Here is a 17,139-nt window from a genome sequence, read left to right on the forward strand (position 1 = left end):
CCAATCTTCAACCATCTACATCATCAACAATACTTTTACCCTGATCTTCCAGATCATCAAATTGTTTGTGATTGACTGCCCACCAAAATACGGCACCAATCGCAAACACCAGGACCAGGCTGAGCGGTATTAACAAGTAAAGTATATCCATAATTTCCCTTGCAGCTCTCTATATCAATCCGGCATCAAATAAACAACTTGCCTCAATAAGTACAAGCGCAGCGCATTCACAACCACAATCAACGAACTAAGCGACATTCCCAGAGCAGCGTGCCACGGTTCCAGCCAGCCTGCCATGGCTGCTGGTATCGCCAGCACATTGTACAGTACAGCCCACGCCAGATTTTCGCGTATCAGCCGGTAGGCTTTAGTGGCGACTGTCATTCCAAAATCAAGATCAAGCAAGCGGTTAGACATCAATAATACATCACTGCGCGATTGCGAAATTGGTGCCCCCTGCCCCATCGCCACGGATACATCAGCCAACGCCAGCACAGGCCCATCATTCATGCCGTCTCCAACCATGACTACTGTGGCACCATTCGCTTGTAGCTTTCGCACTATTTCATATTTACCTGCGGGGCTTAGCCCCGAATGCGCCTCCTGAATATCGCATTGTGCAGCTATTTTCTTGACGACATCCAGCCTGTCACCAGACAAAAGCAGTATTGTCTTCCCCTTATTCTTTAAATTTCTAATCGCTTCAATCGCATCATCACGCAATATGTCATCGAGTGCGAACCACAAAAGGTTGCCACGTTGATTGGCCAGAACAGTTAAGGTTTGCCCTGAAAAGCGTGGAGGTACGATCATTTCCTGAACATGCAGTTCATGTGCAAATTCCAGACTACCCAGGCGATAAACTTCTCCATCAAATTCAGCTTCAATACCGCCTCCAGGCACCTCCCTGATTTTACTCAACTCAGGTAAGTCTTGATGCGATTTCCTTTGCGCCAGATAATCACCAATTGCTTTGGAAACCGGATGTGTAGATTGACAGGCCAACGCCATGGCAATTGCCGTACCCATCGAATTTTCGCCTGCAAGCAGCATCTCCCTGACCTGTAATTTACCCATGGTCAAAGTCCCGGTTTTATCGAAAACGATATGTGTAGCCGATGCCATGGCTTGTATGGCTTTTGACTTCGCCAGTAAAACACCATTCTTAGCCAGAATACCTATGGCTGCGGACATCACTCCAGGTGTCGCCAATGACAAGGCACAAGGACAAGTCACGACGATGATGCTGATGGCTATCCACAAGGCTCGGTCAGCATCTATTTGCCACCAGACCAAGCCGCTGAAAAAGGCTAAGATGAGGATGATGATCAAAAAGCGGCTGGCATGCTTATCTGCCAGCAAAACCAGCGGCGGCTTTTCCAGCGAGGCCGATTCCATCATGCCTATCAATGCCGACAATTGCGTTGCACCACCCACTTCTTTTGCCTGCATCACAAGAGTGCCGTGAATATTCACAGACCCCGCCAGCACATGACTACCTATAGACTTACTGACCGGTAAAGATTCACCCGTCATCAATGCTTCGTCGCAACTGCTTTCACCGGTGATGACGACACCATCCGCAGGGATATGCTCACCGGCTGCCACCAGCAAATAATCATTCGTCTGCAAACTGGCAACATCGACAGTCTCAACAGCCTGCTGTGGATATGAAAGAAAACGTTGTGCCATCGCTGGCGATAATTGCGTCAATATTCTCAGTGCTGCAGTTGTTCGCTTTTGCACCCTGGTCTCAATCAGCCGCGCACCGAGCAAGAGGAAAACAAACATGATGGCGGAGTCAAAGTACACGGCCCCGCCGTGAAAAGTCGACCAGACGCTGGCGAAGAACGTCAACAATATGCCAAGCGACACAGGCACATCCATACCTATATGGCGATTCTTCAAATCACGCCAGGCAGAAGAAAAGAAAGGCGTAGCTGAAAAGCCGATGACAGGTACTGCGATGATCATGCTAGCCAGCTTCAACAGCTTATCGACATCCGGCGTCAGATCACCATCAAGCTGCGGCACGGGAACCATGTAGGCAGGAAAGGCATACATCATCACCTGCATCATGGCAAATCCGGCGACAAATAAGCGCCACAGGGCGCGCTTATTTTCTTTTTGCTCAAGCTCATCTGGCGACTGGCTGGCGGGTAAAGCGCCGTATCCAAGGTCTGTAATGGCTGCAAGAATTCGCTTGAGCGTCAGCAATTCTGCATCCCAGGAAATTTCAGCGCGATGGCTGGCAGGAAGTATCTTGAATGTAACCACGCCATGTAACTGCTTGATGCGAAATTCAATCAATTGCACACAGGCAGCACATCGCATACCTGAGAGAATCAGTCTTTCCGTGACAAGCTGTTGCTGCTGACCTATTTCACTTATGTCTGGTATCGCACCATGCGCATCCCTCATGTGCTCACCCAATAACTGGCTGGCTGGCTTTGTTTTTCATATATTCATTGACCAGATTATTTTGCTCAACAGTGCTCAGGATAGCAAGGCAACCGTGACAGCAAACTGGTTGCGTGTAGCCATTAAACTGGACGGTTAGTGCATTGCTTTTACGCATTTTTTCACCACAATGAAAGCAGTCTATCTTTTCCCCTGTTTTAAAAGAGAAAAGAACTGAGTCAAGAAACGATGAAAATGCGAATGCCATGTTTTCCAGAAAGATATTTTCAAGGATAAGTTGACGTTGATATTACAGGAAACAAAATAAGGATGCTTGACGCGAATCAAGTTCAGGGAAGGAAATTTAGACACAAAAAAACGGTAGCATTGCACTACCGTTTCTTTTACTTCATGGATACTACATGGAGCTTTACAAATACTATACTGCTACTGCGATGCTAATACATAGCGAGGAATCCGAGAAACCTCAGGTCCGCAGACTACGCGGATAGGTACTGCACAAATTGTAGGCATATCCACTTCATTAATAACCGGCACACAAGACATTACCGGAGCTCAAATTCAATCCGCCTAGGATACAAAAAACTATTTTGTATATCGACCTCCTTCTTTTGAACCAGTTACGCCCCTAATATATGCCAACTCATTTGCGAGTGAAAGAAAAAAATAACTATGCAAGCAGCCAACAAGATTAAGAAAATCAACCAAACTAAATACTCAATTAACGTATGCCTGGCGTATTTCCCTTTAGCATCGTGGTCGCTGCACTAGAGCCTATGGACGCGCCAAATTTTTTCAAGACACGCTCAGGCAAACCCTCTTTTTGAGTGTAATCAACAATATTTTCGACCTTGACAATATCTCGCACCACTGAATCAACAGAACCAAAATCATCTGCCAAACCCATTTGCACGGCCTTGCTACCTATCCAAAAAAGACCCGAAAACATTTCTGGCGTTTCTTTTAAGCGCTGGCCACGCCCAGTTCGCACCGCATCAATAAATTGCTGATGAATTTCGTTGAGCATGGTCTGCGAAAAAGCTTTTTGTTTTTCAGTCTGCGGCGAAAATGGGTCCATGAAGCCCTTGTTTTCACCTGCCGTCATCAGGCGGCGCTCAACACCCAATTTATCCATCAAGCCAGTGAAACCAAAGCCATCCATGAGTACGCCGATAGAACCGACTACACTGGCTTTATTGACGAAAATTTTATCAGCGGCAACAGCAATGTAATAGCCGCCCGACGCGCAGATTTCATCAACCACGACATACAACTTTTTATCCGGGTATTCCTTACGTAGCCTGCCCATCTCATCATTGATCATGCCCGCTTGTACTGGACTGCCACCAGGGCTATTGATACGCACAATGACAGCAACAGAACCAGGATCAGCAAACGCCCGGTTCAATGCCGGGATCACTGTTTGCGCACTACCAGCACCTTCAGACTCTATGGTGCCATCAATTTCTATGAGCGCTGTATGATGCCCCAGGTTTTCCATTTCACCCGTTGCATAATCACTAAAATAGTAAAACGAGAAAATCATCACCGACAAAAATGCGAACCTGAAGAAGATGCTCCAGCGCCTGCGCAGTCGTTGCTCACGCAAGGAGTCGGTAGCCAGCTTTTCCAGAAGCTGACGTTCCCAACCTTCTTTTTTGTCGCTTTCGCCTATTGGCAAACTCGGGAATTGCTCATTCATAATTTTTCCAGAAATCAGGCAATAACAGCTTGTATATAATCGTCGGGATGCCAGTAAATCTGCCCGTCTTCTTCGCTGACATTGATTTTTCGCAGGCGACCACCGCGACAAGGGCCACCCGTGCAATAGCCAGTGTCTGGCTGATAAATTGCGCCATGGGTTGCACACATGATGTAAAGCCCACTGGATTCAAGGAATTCACCAGGATTCCAGTCCAGCTCGACTGGTACGTGAGCACAACGGTTCAAATAACCATGCACTACACCGTCATAGCGAATGACAAAACCTACGGCATCATCGCTCCCAGCGGTAACAGGAAAGCGTACTCCCTTGCCACCTTCTATCAAATCATCTGACTTACATACAGAAATTGCCGTCATCTCTACCTCGTATCTACCACTTGTGTTCAGGCGTTTTGGCGCAGCCACTCATGCAGCTGCGCAACATCTTTTGCAGAAAACAGAGGTTGCATGTTTTTTAGGGCTAACACGTCATGTGCACCATATTCAACCGCAATCGCTGCAGCACCAGCATTATTGGCCATCTGCAAATCATGGGTAGTGTCACCTATCATGACAGTGCGGCGCATATCCTGACCCAGTTCACGAGTCAACTCCTGCAACATGGCGGGATGTGGCTTGGAAAATGTCTCGTCGGAACAACGTGTCGCATCAAATAGCGAGGTCAGCTTGGCTGTATGTAAAGCGCGACTCAGGCCAACCCGGCTGGCACCTGTTGCCACAGCAAGAAAATACCCTTCTTGCGACAATTCAGCCAGCATTTCCCTGACCCCCTTAAACAGGGGCAGTTCGTGGTCCCTGGTTAAAAAATGATGGCGAAAACGCTCAACGACCCTTGGATACAGTTTGTGATCTATGCCCGGCATGGCCACCTGGATCGCTTCAGGCAAGGCCAGACCAATGACATAGGAAGCGATCTCTTCTTTGGGAACCGGCAAACCAAGGTCTTTCGCTGCGGACTGCATGCATTTGACGATGGCAGCTGTGCTGTCCATCAAGGTTCCGTCCCAGTCAAATACAATTAAATCGAATTGCTTTTTTGCCATATATTCATTAGGCGCGCATACGTCGGCATGCGCGACATGTTTCTCATCAATAACAGCATCATACCATTACTAAACCATTAAGACTTTCCGCACTAAGCCAGGCTTTTCAGAAAATCATCACATTCTTTAGGCAAGCCCGCATTCACTGTCACGGTCTTGCCCGTCTCAGGATGGACGAAGCTTATCTGGTGCGCATGCAGGAACATGCGTTTCAATGCGCCACGTCCTTCGCCTGCCTTAAGCAAAACACGATTCAGGGAAAAGTCACCATACTTGTCATCGCCAGCAATGGCAAAACCACTAGCCGACAGATGTACACGGATTTGATGGGTACGCCCGGTTTTTAGTTCAGCCTCAAGCAAGGCGAAATCCCGATATTTTTTCTGCAAAGTAAATACCGTATGCGATGCCATGCCATCAGCCTGCACCCGTACACGACGCTCACCTTCTGACGTCGTGTATTTATGCAATGCCAGTTTGACATGTTGGCGGGCATTCTTCCAGTCACCATGCACCAGAGTCAGGTAACGTTTGTCGGTGACGCCATCGCGCATTTGCTCATGTAAATTTGTCAATGCGCTACGTTTTTTGGCCAGCAGAAGTATGCCTGATGTTTCCCTGTCCAGCCGGTGCACCAGTTCAAGGAACTTGGCATCGGGCCTGGAAGCACGCAATTGCTCGATTACGCCATAACTGATGCCTGAGCCGCCATGCACGGCTACACCAGCCGGTTTATTGATAATTAATAAATGATTATCTTCAAACAGGATGGGAAATTCATGCTTGGGCACGATCTGTTCAATGGCTTCTGCCATGCGTATTGGCGGGATGCGGACAACATCCCCCTCTACCAGACGGTACAACTGGTCTATACGCCCTTTGTTAACACGCACTTCACCGGAACGTAAAACCCGGTAAACATGGCTTTTTGGCACGCCCTTACAGATGCGCAGCAAGAAATTATCAATACGCTGCCCCGCCTCTTCTTCCGAGATCGTGAGCATCTGAACTTTGGGTTGGGAGGCCGAAGGCTGCTGAGGGGAAGGCTTTTCCATCTGAATTTGATGTGCTCCCCTATTAATTGTCGCTAAGTCCTTCATTTTGAATATATAATCATTTTCGCTTCAGCATTTATGCTTTAGCAGTGTAAGAGGAATAAACGCCTATTTTACACAGGGGCATGTCCATCGGCCTCGCCTGTTTGCAAATTTGATGGAAAAGATGTGTATGCAGCGTCATTTGCAGGTCAAGGTAGCAGCCAATTGTTGTTATCGGGCGTAGACAAATGAAGTTGGATCAGAGAGTTTGAATTGTAAGGATATTAGTCTGGCAAGAGGCGCGGGTTTAAATATGAACCTGTGAGCTTGCCGGTTGATGATTGAAGTAACAGGGTCGATTCCGCCAGACACAACACAATAAGATGGTCTGGCACCAAAGTTGCTCATCGCCTGGCGTTGTACTTGCTTGTTCAATCAATAAGCAAGTCAGACAACGCGGGGGACATGTGCACTCGAACTCTCTTACCTTGATCGTCCGCGCCCAACGCAAAACAGATGGCCGTTTTACCAGCTCTACCTGGCTTTTTACGCCATATAGACTTCGCCCTGCTTTGCCTCAGGCATTTCCCTCCCCCTCAAACACTCCGCTCCCGCATACATCCCGTATCAGCACAGTTGCCTCCATAAAAGAAGGCAACACAAGATGACCACCAGGTCACGGAGTAAAACATGAAACGTATGCTGTTCAATGCGACGCAGCAAGAAGAGTTGCGCGTTGCCATTGTCAATGGACAAAAACTCATTGACATTGATATCGAGACTGCCGGTCGCGAATTGCGCAAGTCCAATATCTACAAAGGCGTGATCACTCGTATCGAGCCTTCCCTTGAAGCCTGTTTCGTCAACTACGGCGAAGAACGTCACGGCTTCCTCCCCTTCAAAGAAGTTGCCCGCACCTACTTTAAAGAAGGTGTGGACGTACGCAATGCTTCAATTAAAGAAGCACTGCGCGAGGGCCAGGAAATCATGGTCCAGGTGGAAAAAGAAGAACGTGGCAACAAGGGCGCAGCCCTGACCTCGTTCATTTCCCTGGCTGGCCGCTATCTGGTGTTGATGCCTAACAACCCGCGTGGTGGTGGTGTTTCCCGCCGCGTTGAGGGTGAAGACCGTCAGGAATTGCGCGAAACCATGGACAAACTGGACTTGCCAGGCGGCATGTCCGTGATTGCCCGCACTGCTGGCATAGGCCGCAACGTTGACGAATTGCAATGGGATTTGAATTACCTGATGCAACTCTGGCGTGCCATTGAAGGTGCTGGCAAATCTTCCCCAGGCGCTTTCCTGATTTATCAAGAGTCTTCCCTGGTCATCCGCGCCATTCGCGATTATTTCCAGCCTGACATCGGTGAAATCCTCATCGATACCGATGAAATCTACGAACAGGCTCAGCAGTTCATGAGCCACGTGATGCCTGACATGGTGCATCGCGTTAAACGCTATAGCGATGATGTACCGCTGTTCTCGCGCTTCCAGATCGAACACCAGATCGAAACAGCCTATTCCCGTACCGTACCACTGCCATCCGGCGGCGCGATCGTCATTGATCATACAGAAGCCCTTGTGTCCGTGGACGTTAACTCGGCCCGCTCTACCCGTGGTGGTGATATTGAAACGACAGCTTTCAATACCAATCTGGAAGCAGCTGAAGAAGTAGCACGCCAGTTGCGCCTGCGTGACTTGGGTGGTTTGATCGTGATCGATTTTATCGACATGGAAAACGCCAAGAACCAGCGCGAAGTTGAAACCCGCCTCAAAGATGCCCTGCGCTATGACCGCGCACGTGTGCAAATGGGCAAAATTTCCCGCTTTGGCCTGATGGAATTATCACGCCAGCGCCTGCGCCCTTCGCTGTCCGAAGGCAGCCATGTGACCTGCCCACGTTGTAACGGCACTGGTCATATCCGCGATACCGAATCTTCAGCCCTGCAAGTCCTGCGCATTATCCAGGAAGAGGCAATGAAGGAAAACTCAGCAGCAATCCACGTCCAGGTACCTGTCGACGTTGCCGCTTTCCTGCTGAATGAAAAACGTGGTGAGATTCTGAAGATAGAAACGCGGCATCGCGTGACTGTCATCCTGATCCCGAACAAACATCTGGAAACCCCGCATTACAAGCTGGATCGCCTGAAAACAGATGATCCACGTCTGGAAGATCATCACGCCAGCTATGCCATGGCTGAGCAGGCTGACACCGACATCGGCTACAGCAAACGTCAGAAAGAAGACGTCAAGCCGCGCCAGGAAGCCATGGTCAAGAGCATTACGCCTGAGACAGCGCCTATCGTTGAACGCAAGGAAGTTGTACCTGTTATCGTTACGCCAGTGACAGCGCCGGCAGAACCAGGCTTCTTTGGCAAGCTGTTTGGCTTCCTGTTTGGTAAGTCTGAACCAGCAGTCCAGGTAGAAGCACCAAAGCCAGCAGAAGAAAAAGCTGGCGAACGCGACCGCACCGCCCGTGGCCCGCGCAATGGAAGTGGCAATGGTCAACGCAACCGCAATCGCCGCAACCGTGACCGCGATGAACGGGAAGACCGCCCGGCGAAGGCAGAAAAGCTAGAAAAGCCAGAGCAAGAAGCAGCCAAACCAGTTGCAGCGGAAAACCCGCGCCCACCAAAAGCCCCCAAACCACCACGTGAAGAGCGCGAATCCCAGGAAACCCGTCGCGAACGTCAGCAACGTCAACGTGACGAGCGTAAGGAAAACCAGGCTCAGGAAAGCAAGGAAGAACCTATCCACAAGCATGTAGACCCTGTACCTGTCGATGTCATGCCTGCTGCACCACAACTGGAAGCACTGGAATCTGGTGCCGAAAACGATAACAGCGAGCAAGGCGAAGAACGCCGCCGCCGTCGTCGTCGTGGTGGCCGCAACCGCAATCGCCGCGACCGCGACGGTAACGAGATAGTCAATGAGCAAGGTGAATTGCCAATTGATGGTAGCGAAGTAGTCGATGCTGATGCAGGCAGCAATGAAGCAGTAATAAATGCGCTAGTAGCCACCCCTGCTGTTGCCGTACAGGAAGTGACTATCGATGCAGTAAGCCATACTGCAGAAGTCAGGCAGCCTGTCGTTTTTGCAGAAACACCAGTAGCTACGGCGCCTGAATTTGCACCAGAGGGAGCAACTCCTGATGCAAATGTAGTTGATGACGTTGTTGCACCTGTCGTTTCTGCACCTGCATTAATTACTCCTGCTCCGCAGGAAGTCATCACTGCACCAGTTGCTATTGAAGTGCCTGAGGTGCCTGAAGCAGCACCAGCGACTGTAGAGATCGCTGCACCTGCAGAAGTTGCGCCTGCACAAACACCGACACCTGAAGTTATCATTGCTGCTCCCGCAGAAGTGGCAACTCAAGTTGCGCCTGTTGAAGTAGTGACAGCCCCGGTAATTACAGCTCCTGCCGCTCCAGTTCAGGTAGTCAGCACTCCGGCAGCAAAACCACTGGATGCAGCCATGCCTTTGGAAACCCTGCATAGCATGCTGAAAGAAGCCGGGCTGGAATTAGCAAGTACCGACCCTATCAAACTGCAAGCAGCCAAAGCCGAAGCAGAAAAGCTGGCAGCACCAGTACGCGTTCCACGTGAACGCAAACCTGCACCAGTCGCTGCCGATGAGCCATTGGTTATGGTGGAAACACGTCGTCCATGATGTTGATGGGCAGCCTGTAGGCAGTTTTCAATGCAGGCTTAAGGAAAAAACCGGCTTTCTTTTGATTGCCGGTTTTTTTATGCGGGTCATTAAATACGCAACAATATGTTGGCACAATGTTTGCCAAAAAAATACCGAGAGCTGACCTTTGCCGACGCATGAGATTACCCTGAAAGCAGCTTTTCTTTACTGGCTCAAGCTGGGATTCATCAGCTTTGGTGGCCCGGCAGGGCAAATTGCGCTAATGCATACAGAACTGGTGGAAAAGCGCCGATGGATATCCGAGACACGCTTTTTACATGCACTGAATTACTGCATGCTTTTACCCGGCCCTGAAGCAACCCAGCTTGCCATTTACATAGGCTGGCTCATGCACAAGACCAGGGGTGGCATCATGGCTGGCCTGTTATTTGTTTTGCCAGGATTCCTGATATTGATCTTGCTATCCTGGATATATATAGCTTTTGGCGACAATACTGTCGTTCAAGCGCTTATGAATGGCATCAAGCCTGCGGTAGTCGCCATCGTACTGGCTGCAGCCTGGCGCATCGCTCAGCGCACTCTAAAGACCGGCGTACTGATTGCAGTCGCACTTGCGGCCTTTGTTGCCATCGCCTGGCTACATCTCCCCTTTCCTCTGGTCATCATTGCTGCTGCGTGCACGGGCCTGATCTTTCGCAAATTCTGCAACACAGCACAATCTGCCCACCGACAAACCAAACATCAACATCTGCCCGCGATTATTGGTGACGACACACCAACGCCAGAACATGCACGCTTTTCCTGGTTAAAACTGCTCATCACGCTAGGCGTGGGCATCTTGTTTGCTGTTGCGGTGTGGCTGTTGCTTGCGCTCAGTTTTGGCCTGCTTCACCCATTAACCGATATGGCCAGCTTTTTCACCAAGGCAGCCATGCTCAGTTTTGGTGGCGCTTATGCAGTGCTGCCGTATATGGTACAGGCAGCAGTTGAGCAATACCACTGGTTAAGTACAACGCAAATGATGGATGGTTTGGCACTGGGTGAAACCACACCCGGCCCCTTGATCATGATCGTTGCTTTTGTCGGCTTCATTGGCGGCTGGAGCCATGCTTTTTTAGGTGCGGATCATCTACTACTGGCAGCAGGCCTGGGGGCAAGCGTGGCCTGCTTCTTCACTTTTCTGCCTTCGTTTATTTTCATTCTGGCAGGTGGTCCACTGGTTGAATCCAGCAGGAATAATTTGCATTTGAATGCACCGCTGAATGCCATTTCAGCTGCGGTAGTTGGCGTTATTGTCAGCTTGGCCTGGATGTTTGCCAGCCATGTCTTTTTTAAAGATGCGGCAACTTTGGATATTCAAGCCATAGTACTCACTGCCCTGGCCGGTATCGCTGTATTCAAATTCAAGCTTTCTACTGTCAAGCTGCTGGCAGCCTGCGCCTTGGCGGGATATACCCTCTCACTATTAGCTTAAATTTAACAAAAACCTATGCAGTCACATGAGATTTCAAGTCGTGCTATTGTTCATCATTAAGCTTAAAAATTACCTGCCCTAGCCATGACGGAAAAATTTATTCCGCTATCAGAATTAAAACGATTTAGTCCTGCATTGTCTGTTCCAGAAGTATTGAAAACACCCGATGGCCAATTGAAGGATGCCTTGTCACGCCCCCTGCATGATCTGCGCATCTCAGTAACAGATCGCTGCAACTTCCGCTGTGTATACTGCATGCCCAAAGAGGTCTTTGACAAAGACTATCAATACCTGCCGCATAAGTCACTGCTGAGCTTTGAAGAAATCACCCGGATCGCCAGCATATTTGTGGCACATGGCGTCAGAAAAATACGTCTGACAGGTGGCGAACCACTGCTCCGCAAGCATCTGGAACGCCTGATAGAAATGCTGGCCAAGCTCAGGACTATTGATGGCAAGCCATTGGACCTGACACTTACGACGAATGGCTCACTGCTGGCGCGCAAGGCGCAAAGCCTGAAGGATGCGGGTCTGACCCGCGTCACCGTGTCACTGGATGCCTTGGACGACGCCATTTTCAAACGCATGAATGATGTCGATTTTTCTGTCAATGAAGTACTGGAAGGCATCGCTGCCGCTGAAGCAGCCGGCCTGGGGCCAGTGAAGGTGAACATGGTCGTCAAAGCAGGTCTGAATGATCATGAAATCATTCCCATGACCCGTTACTTCAAGGGCAAGCCACATATACTCAGATTTATAGAATACATGGATGTCGGTGCCTCGAATGGCTGGAAGCTCGATGAGGTCATCCCCTCTTCCCAAGTGGTGCAGCGCATACAAGATGCTGGCATGCCGCTGGTTGCCCTGGATGCCAACTACACAGGTGAAACCGCAGCGCGCTGGCGCCATGCCGATGGCAGCGGCGAACTTGGCTTTATCTCCAGCGTCACCCAGACATTCTGCCATGACTGCAGCAGGGCCAGGCTATCTACTGAGGGCAAGCTCTATACCTGCCTGTTCGCCAGTCACGGGCATGATTTACGTGCCTTGTTACGCGATAAAGAACAGCATTCAGACCTGGCCATCGCGAATGTGATATCTCAAATCTGGCAGCAGCGTACAGATCGCTATTCTGAATTGCGCAGCCAAAATACGCCTGGCCGAGAGCAAAAAAAAATAGAAATGTCTTACATAGGCGGCTGATAACAGTATTATCCGTACTTTAGATTTCAGCAAATCGATTTCAGTGCCTACTTCTAGCCCTCCCTTAGACAAAAAACTGATCACTGGCCTGGTACTGGCGGGCGGCCGTGGCATACGCATGGGAAAGGTAGATAAAGGTTTGCAATGCCTTCACGGAAAAGCCATGGCTTTGCATGTACTGCAAAGACTGGCACAACAAACAGCAACTGTCTTGATCAGTGCAAACCAAAACATCGACATCTATCAGGAGTTTGGTTTTCCTGTCTGGCAAGATCACATGGAAGGCTTTGCTGGCCCACTGGCAGGCATACAAACCGGTCTGCTGCATTGCATTACACCCTACCTGATGTGCACATCCTGCGATTCGCCATATTTGCCGACCGACTTGGCAGACAGATTATCGTCTGCGCTGCTAGACAGCAAGGCTGAATTGGCCGTGGCGGTAACACTGGAAAGCCGGAATGGCATGCTGCAAAAACAAAGTCACCCTGTATTTGCGTTGATGAAAACCAGTGTATTAGGCGGACTGACAACTTATCTGGAAAATGGTGGACGCAAAATGCAAGCGTGGCATACCAGTCTGCAGATTTGCGAAGTCTTGTTTGAAGACAATACGGCATTCCGCAATATCAATACACTGGAAGAATTAAGGGAACTGGAAAACTGATATGAATACCCCCCCGGCACCTGCCAGGAACTTGCATGACATCACAGGATGCATGACTAACTACGATCCAGAAGATGTCTCGGTACAACAAGCGCAAGACATCATGCGCAAATATATCCAGCCTGTTTGCGGCATGGAAAAACTTACCTTGCGCCAAGCTTTGGGGCGCGTACTGGCCGTCGACATCACCTCCCCCATCGACGTACCTGCCCACGACAATTCTGCCATGGATGGATATGCCTTGCGCAGCGAAGATTTGTCCGGCGATCAAGAGCTGTATCTGGACACTATAGGCACTGCCCTGGCTGGTGTAGCGTTTATGGGCGTAGTCAAGCACAATCAATGTGTACGCATCATGACGGGTGCAGTCCTCCCAGAAGGATGTGACACGGTCGTGCCACAGGAATTCACAAGCAAAGTCAGCGATACTCAAGTCAAATTAAGTGCAGGTATTTTGCGTGCAGGAGATAATCGCCGCCTGAAAGGCGAAGACCTGGCGAAAGGCAGAGTCGCCCTGCAAAAAGGCAAAATATTGACACCGGCCGATCTGGGTTTGTTAGCCTCCCTTGGCATTCCGGAAGTCAGCGTACAACGACGCTTGCGAGTCGCCATTTTTTCTACTGGCGACGAATTACGCTCTTTGGGTGAAGCACTGGAAGCAGGCTGTGTCTATGATAGCAATCGTTACACCCTGTATGGAATGCTGACACGCCTGGGTTGCGATGTGCTGGATATGGGTGTGGTTCAGGACAATCCAGATGCGCTGGAAGCCGCCATGCGCAGTGCTTGCGAAAATGCCGATGCAATAATCACCTCCGGTGGCGTTTCGGTTGGCGATGCTGACCATACCCAGCAAATGATGAAACGGCTCGGCGACGTAGCTTTCTGGAGTATCGCTATGCGTCCTGGACGGCCAATGGCATTTGGCAAAATCAAGTCTGCCGAAAAAAGTGCCTATTTATTCGGCTTGCCAGGTAACCCGGTAGCCGTCATGGTTTCTTTTTACTTTTTTGCCCGACAGGCTTTGCTGCAACTGATGGGCGGCAGTATCACGACCTTGCCACTTCTCAGCGCCAAGTCGAACACCACCATACGCAAACGTCCTGGACGTACAGAATATCAACGCGGCATATTTGCTCTTGATGAAAACGGAGAACTTTGTGTCAGCATTACAGGCTCTCAAGGATCTGGTATTTTGCGTTCTATGTCAGAAGCAAATTGCATGATAGTTCTGAATCATGATCAAGCCTCCATAGCCGCAGGTGACAAAGTCAATATTTTGCTGTTTGATGGCCTGATTTAACAAAATACGGCTGCAATTGTATAGAAATCGTAACAGCTTCTGACTTGTTGATAAAAAAAGGAATAAGCAAAGTAAAATACCGGCATTTATTTACTTTTGGAGAACAGTTTGAAAGCGACAACATGGCTATTGGGTGCCTGTGCATCTCTCGTATTGCTGAGTGGCTGCGGCGGATCAAAATCGGATACGCCAGCAGTAACACCTTCAGTGACAAAAGTTACTACTGACCAAGTGGTCTATCGCAAAGTTACCAATTTTACGATTACCGGCCAAAATCTGGATAAAGGTTATAACGCCAGCATTCCAGCTTGTCTGAGCATCACCGAACTGGCGGGCGGTACGGCCACACAAAGAGTATTGTCCTGCAAACTTATAGGTGTTGGCTCGACTACTTATACGATCACCGCAGCAAACGGCACTACCCTTTATTCGGGAATTGTGGATCTAACACTTAAAGCGCAACCACAAGTAACGATGACGACCAGCCTTGGAAATATCGTATTGGAACTCAATCCGGCAAGAGCACCCATTACTGTTGACAATTTCCTCAACTATGTGGAAAGTGGATTTTATGTAAATAAAATTTTCCACCGCGTCATTAAGAACGCCATTGTTCAGGGCGGTGGCTTTACTGTAGATTTGCAGCAACCCGCAACACAGTCGCCAATCAGATTGGAAACACCAAATGGCCTGAGCAATCTGCGTGGCACCATTGCCATGGCCCGCACCAGCGAGGCCAATTCGGCTACTGCACAGTTCTATCTGAATGCCGCTGACAACGCAGGTTTTGACGGGCTGACTGCAGGTACTGGCTATGCTGTATTTGGCAAAATCGTTACTGGCCTCGACATCATGGACAAAATCAATGTCGTCCCAACTACAACAGCCGCAGGTATGACTGATGTACCTGTAACACCCGTATTTATTAATTCAATGGTACAAACACAATAACATGATATGCTGCTCTTGCAGCGCTCATGAAAGTTGTTAAAAACAGGAGCTTCGCGCTCCTGTTTTATTTTTGGGATGGGGTGAAGATGAAAAAACCATGGCAAACAATATGAGTCTTGACTCGGCTGACAACAATGACTTCAGGCACAATATTGGGTGCTGAGACGCTCAGCAGCTCCCTAAACGACGGCATCCGCAACAACCAAGACTGAGCTGATGGACTTGGATAGCGCCTACAAAAACACATTGCCAGAAGCCCTGCATAACAGCATATAAGATTTGCTGCTTGCCAAGCAAAAATCGCCAGAAAAAAATAACAGTTTGGTTACCTGCAGCGTCTGTGAAACCTGTTATCAGACATTGCTCAACAATAGCTTGCCTTTGATTGTGTAGCACTTTACCTTTGTAGTGAGGTTCTATGTCAAGCAGGTTTTCACGGCTACTTTTAAGCATCAGCATGTTGAGCCTGGCAGCGCCGTGCCTGGCCGCAGATGACAAACCGTTAACTATCAGCGGCTTTGGTACGCTTGGTCTGGTCCGCAGTGATAATCGTAAGGTTGATATAGTTCGCGATCTGACGCAAAACGATGGCGTTGGTTTTACCAGGCAAACTGATTTTGGTATGGACTCCAATTTTGGCATCCAGATAAACAAGAATATCAACGACAATATCGATACTGCCCTGCAAATTGTCAGTCGCAGGTCAGCGAATAATTTTCAACCTGAAATCACCTGGGCCTATGGTCGCTACCTACCCAGCGACAACCTGCAGCTACGTGCAGGTCGCCTGGGGTTTGATGTCTACCTGCTGGCTGATTCGCGTAATGTGGGCTATTCCTATCAATGGGTACGGCCACCAATAGACTTCTTTGGCAGCCTGATCATCTCGTATTTTGATGGCGCAGACATGATTATTTCCAAACCATTAGGTGATGGTGTTTTTCGCGCCAAAGTATTCGCTGGAGTGGCACGCGAAAAGACTTTTACCGGCAATACGGATGAATTTTTATCCTTGAACCGTTCTCGCCTGGTGGGTGGGCATATCGAATACCAAACGCAAAACTGGATATTTAGACTAGGCTATACCCAGTTGAGATTCAAAAACGACTTTCCTTCGCTGCAACCGCTGCTAGACAGCTTGCGCTCTCCCTATCTGAATGGCCTGATCCCCATCGCGGCAGGTCTGGCCAGTGATCTTTCACTCGAAGGAAAAAAATTCAAATACCTGTCTGCTGGCATCGCTTACGACCAGGGACCATTGCAGGCTCAATTGATGCTCAATCAACTCAGCTCTGAATCCCTGCTATTCCCGACTAATCGGGCCGCCTATCTGACCGTGGGTTACCGGATAGATCAATGGACTCCCTACTTCACGTATTCCGCATCCCGCCCTGCAGACCGCAAAATCTACACCCCTCTGCCAACAGGTATCAGTCCTGATATTGACATGCTGGCAGCGGGCTTTGAGCAAGCCATTGAAAATCAGTTCAATCACCAGACCACTATATCTCTGGGCCTGCGTTACGACCTGACAGAGAAATCAAATATAAAATTACAATATGACAATATAAGTATCAAAGACTATCTACTCGTACGCAATAATCAGGCCGGATGGAATGGCAGGGCCAATTTGATCAGTGTTGCCTACAATTTTATATTTTAGG

General features: G+C 49.2%; 15 protein-coding genes. 7 read left to right on the top strand and 8 right to left on the bottom strand.

The window, feature by feature from the left end; translation table 11 throughout:
* Window positions 1-7: 7 nt before the first annotated feature.
* From ccoS to H8L47_RS02410, 7 genes are all read right to left on the bottom strand, one after another.
* Complete coding sequence (gene ccoS, locus H8L47_RS02380; protein ID WP_186951625.1) at window positions 8-151, bottom strand: cbb3-type cytochrome oxidase assembly protein CcoS; 144 nt, start codon at window positions 149-151, stop codon at window positions 8-10.
* Window positions 152-174: 23 nt separating this feature from the next.
* Window positions 175-2,421 carry a heavy metal translocating P-type ATPase gene (locus H8L47_RS02385; protein WP_186951626.1) on the bottom strand — a complete coding sequence of 749 codons (2,247 nt, stop codon included), beginning with the start codon at window positions 2,419-2,421 and terminating at the stop codon, window positions 175-177.
* Window positions 2,422-2,425: 4 nt separating this feature from the next.
* Window positions 2,426-2,668 carry a heavy metal translocating P-type ATPase metal-binding domain-containing protein gene (locus tag H8L47_RS02390; protein WP_186951627.1) on the bottom strand — a complete coding sequence of 81 codons (243 nt, stop codon included), beginning with the start codon at window positions 2,666-2,668 and terminating at the stop codon, window positions 2,426-2,428.
* Between the two features lie 474 nt (window positions 2,669-3,142).
* Entirely contained in the window at window positions 3,143-4,123 is a 981-nt protein-coding gene (locus H8L47_RS02395; RefSeq protein ID WP_186951628.1) for a S49 family peptidase, read from the bottom strand.
* 14 nt (window positions 4,124-4,137) lie between these two features.
* Complete coding sequence (locus tag H8L47_RS02400; RefSeq protein WP_186951629.1) at window positions 4,138-4,503, bottom strand: Rieske (2Fe-2S) protein; 366 nt, start codon at window positions 4,501-4,503, stop codon at window positions 4,138-4,140.
* Between the two features lie 26 nt (window positions 4,504-4,529).
* Window positions 4,530-5,189, bottom strand: a complete 660-nt coding sequence (locus tag H8L47_RS02405; RefSeq protein WP_186951630.1) for an HAD-IIIA family hydrolase — start codon at window positions 5,187-5,189, stop codon at window positions 4,530-4,532.
* A 92-nt stretch (window positions 5,190-5,281) separates the two neighbouring features.
* Window positions 5,282-6,289, bottom strand: a complete 1,008-nt coding sequence (locus H8L47_RS02410; RefSeq protein WP_186951631.1) for an RluA family pseudouridine synthase — start codon at window positions 6,287-6,289, stop codon at window positions 5,282-5,284.
* Between the two features lie 627 nt (window positions 6,290-6,916).
* On the opposite strand from H8L47_RS02410, the gene H8L47_RS02415 reads away from it, so the two are divergent.
* From H8L47_RS02415 to H8L47_RS29375, 6 genes are all read left to right on the top strand, one after another.
* Window positions 6,917-9,895 carry a ribonuclease E/G gene (locus H8L47_RS02415; protein WP_186951632.1) on the top strand — a complete coding sequence of 993 codons (2,979 nt, stop codon included), beginning with the start codon at window positions 6,917-6,919 and terminating at the stop codon, window positions 9,893-9,895.
* Window positions 9,896-10,043: 148 nt separating this feature from the next.
* Complete coding sequence (gene chrA, locus H8L47_RS02420) at window positions 10,044-11,351, top strand: chromate efflux transporter (RefSeq protein ID WP_186951633.1); 1,308 nt, start codon at window positions 10,044-10,046, stop codon at window positions 11,349-11,351.
* An 84-nt stretch (window positions 11,352-11,435) separates the two neighbouring features.
* The gene (gene moaA, locus H8L47_RS02425) at window positions 11,436-12,554 is read left to right on the top strand and encodes a GTP 3',8-cyclase MoaA (RefSeq protein ID WP_186951634.1); all 1,119 of its coding nucleotides are present in this window, start codon (window positions 11,436-11,438) and stop codon (window positions 12,552-12,554) included.
* 43 nt (window positions 12,555-12,597) lie between these two features.
* The gene (gene mobA, locus H8L47_RS02430) at window positions 12,598-13,221 is read left to right on the top strand and encodes a molybdenum cofactor guanylyltransferase MobA (protein WP_186951635.1); all 624 of its coding nucleotides are present in this window, start codon (window positions 12,598-12,600) and stop codon (window positions 13,219-13,221) included.
* Between the two features lies 1 nt (window position 13,222).
* A complete protein-coding gene (gene moeA, locus H8L47_RS02435) occupies window positions 13,223-14,524 on the top strand; it encodes a molybdopterin molybdotransferase MoeA (protein ID WP_186951636.1) in 1,302 nt (433 codons plus the stop codon).
* Window positions 14,525-14,632: 108 nt separating this feature from the next.
* Window positions 14,633-15,475, top strand: coding sequence for a peptidylprolyl isomerase (locus H8L47_RS29375; RefSeq protein WP_222616374.1), 843 nt, complete (start codon window positions 14,633-14,635; stop codon window positions 15,473-15,475).
* 168 nt (window positions 15,476-15,643) lie between these two features.
* Here H8L47_RS29375 and H8L47_RS02445 read toward each other — a convergent pair whose 3' ends face one another.
* The gene (locus tag H8L47_RS02445; RefSeq protein ID WP_186951637.1) at window positions 15,644-15,934 is read right to left on the bottom strand and encodes a hypothetical protein; all 291 of its coding nucleotides are present in this window, start codon (window positions 15,932-15,934) and stop codon (window positions 15,644-15,646) included.
* On the opposite strand from H8L47_RS02445, the gene H8L47_RS02450 reads away from it, so the two are divergent.
* Window positions 15,933-17,138, top strand: coding sequence for a porin (locus H8L47_RS02450; RefSeq protein WP_186951638.1), 1,206 nt, complete (start codon window positions 15,933-15,935; stop codon window positions 17,136-17,138). The two genes, H8L47_RS02445 and H8L47_RS02450, sit on opposite strands and share 2 nt — an antisense overlap.
* The last annotated feature ends 1 nt before the right edge of the window (window position 17,139 follow it).

It is taken from the genome of Undibacterium umbellatum (genome assembly GCF_014284125.1).
In the GTDB taxonomy this organism is placed as follows: domain Bacteria; phylum Pseudomonadota; class Gammaproteobacteria; order Burkholderiales; family Burkholderiaceae_D; genus Undibacterium; species Undibacterium umbellatum.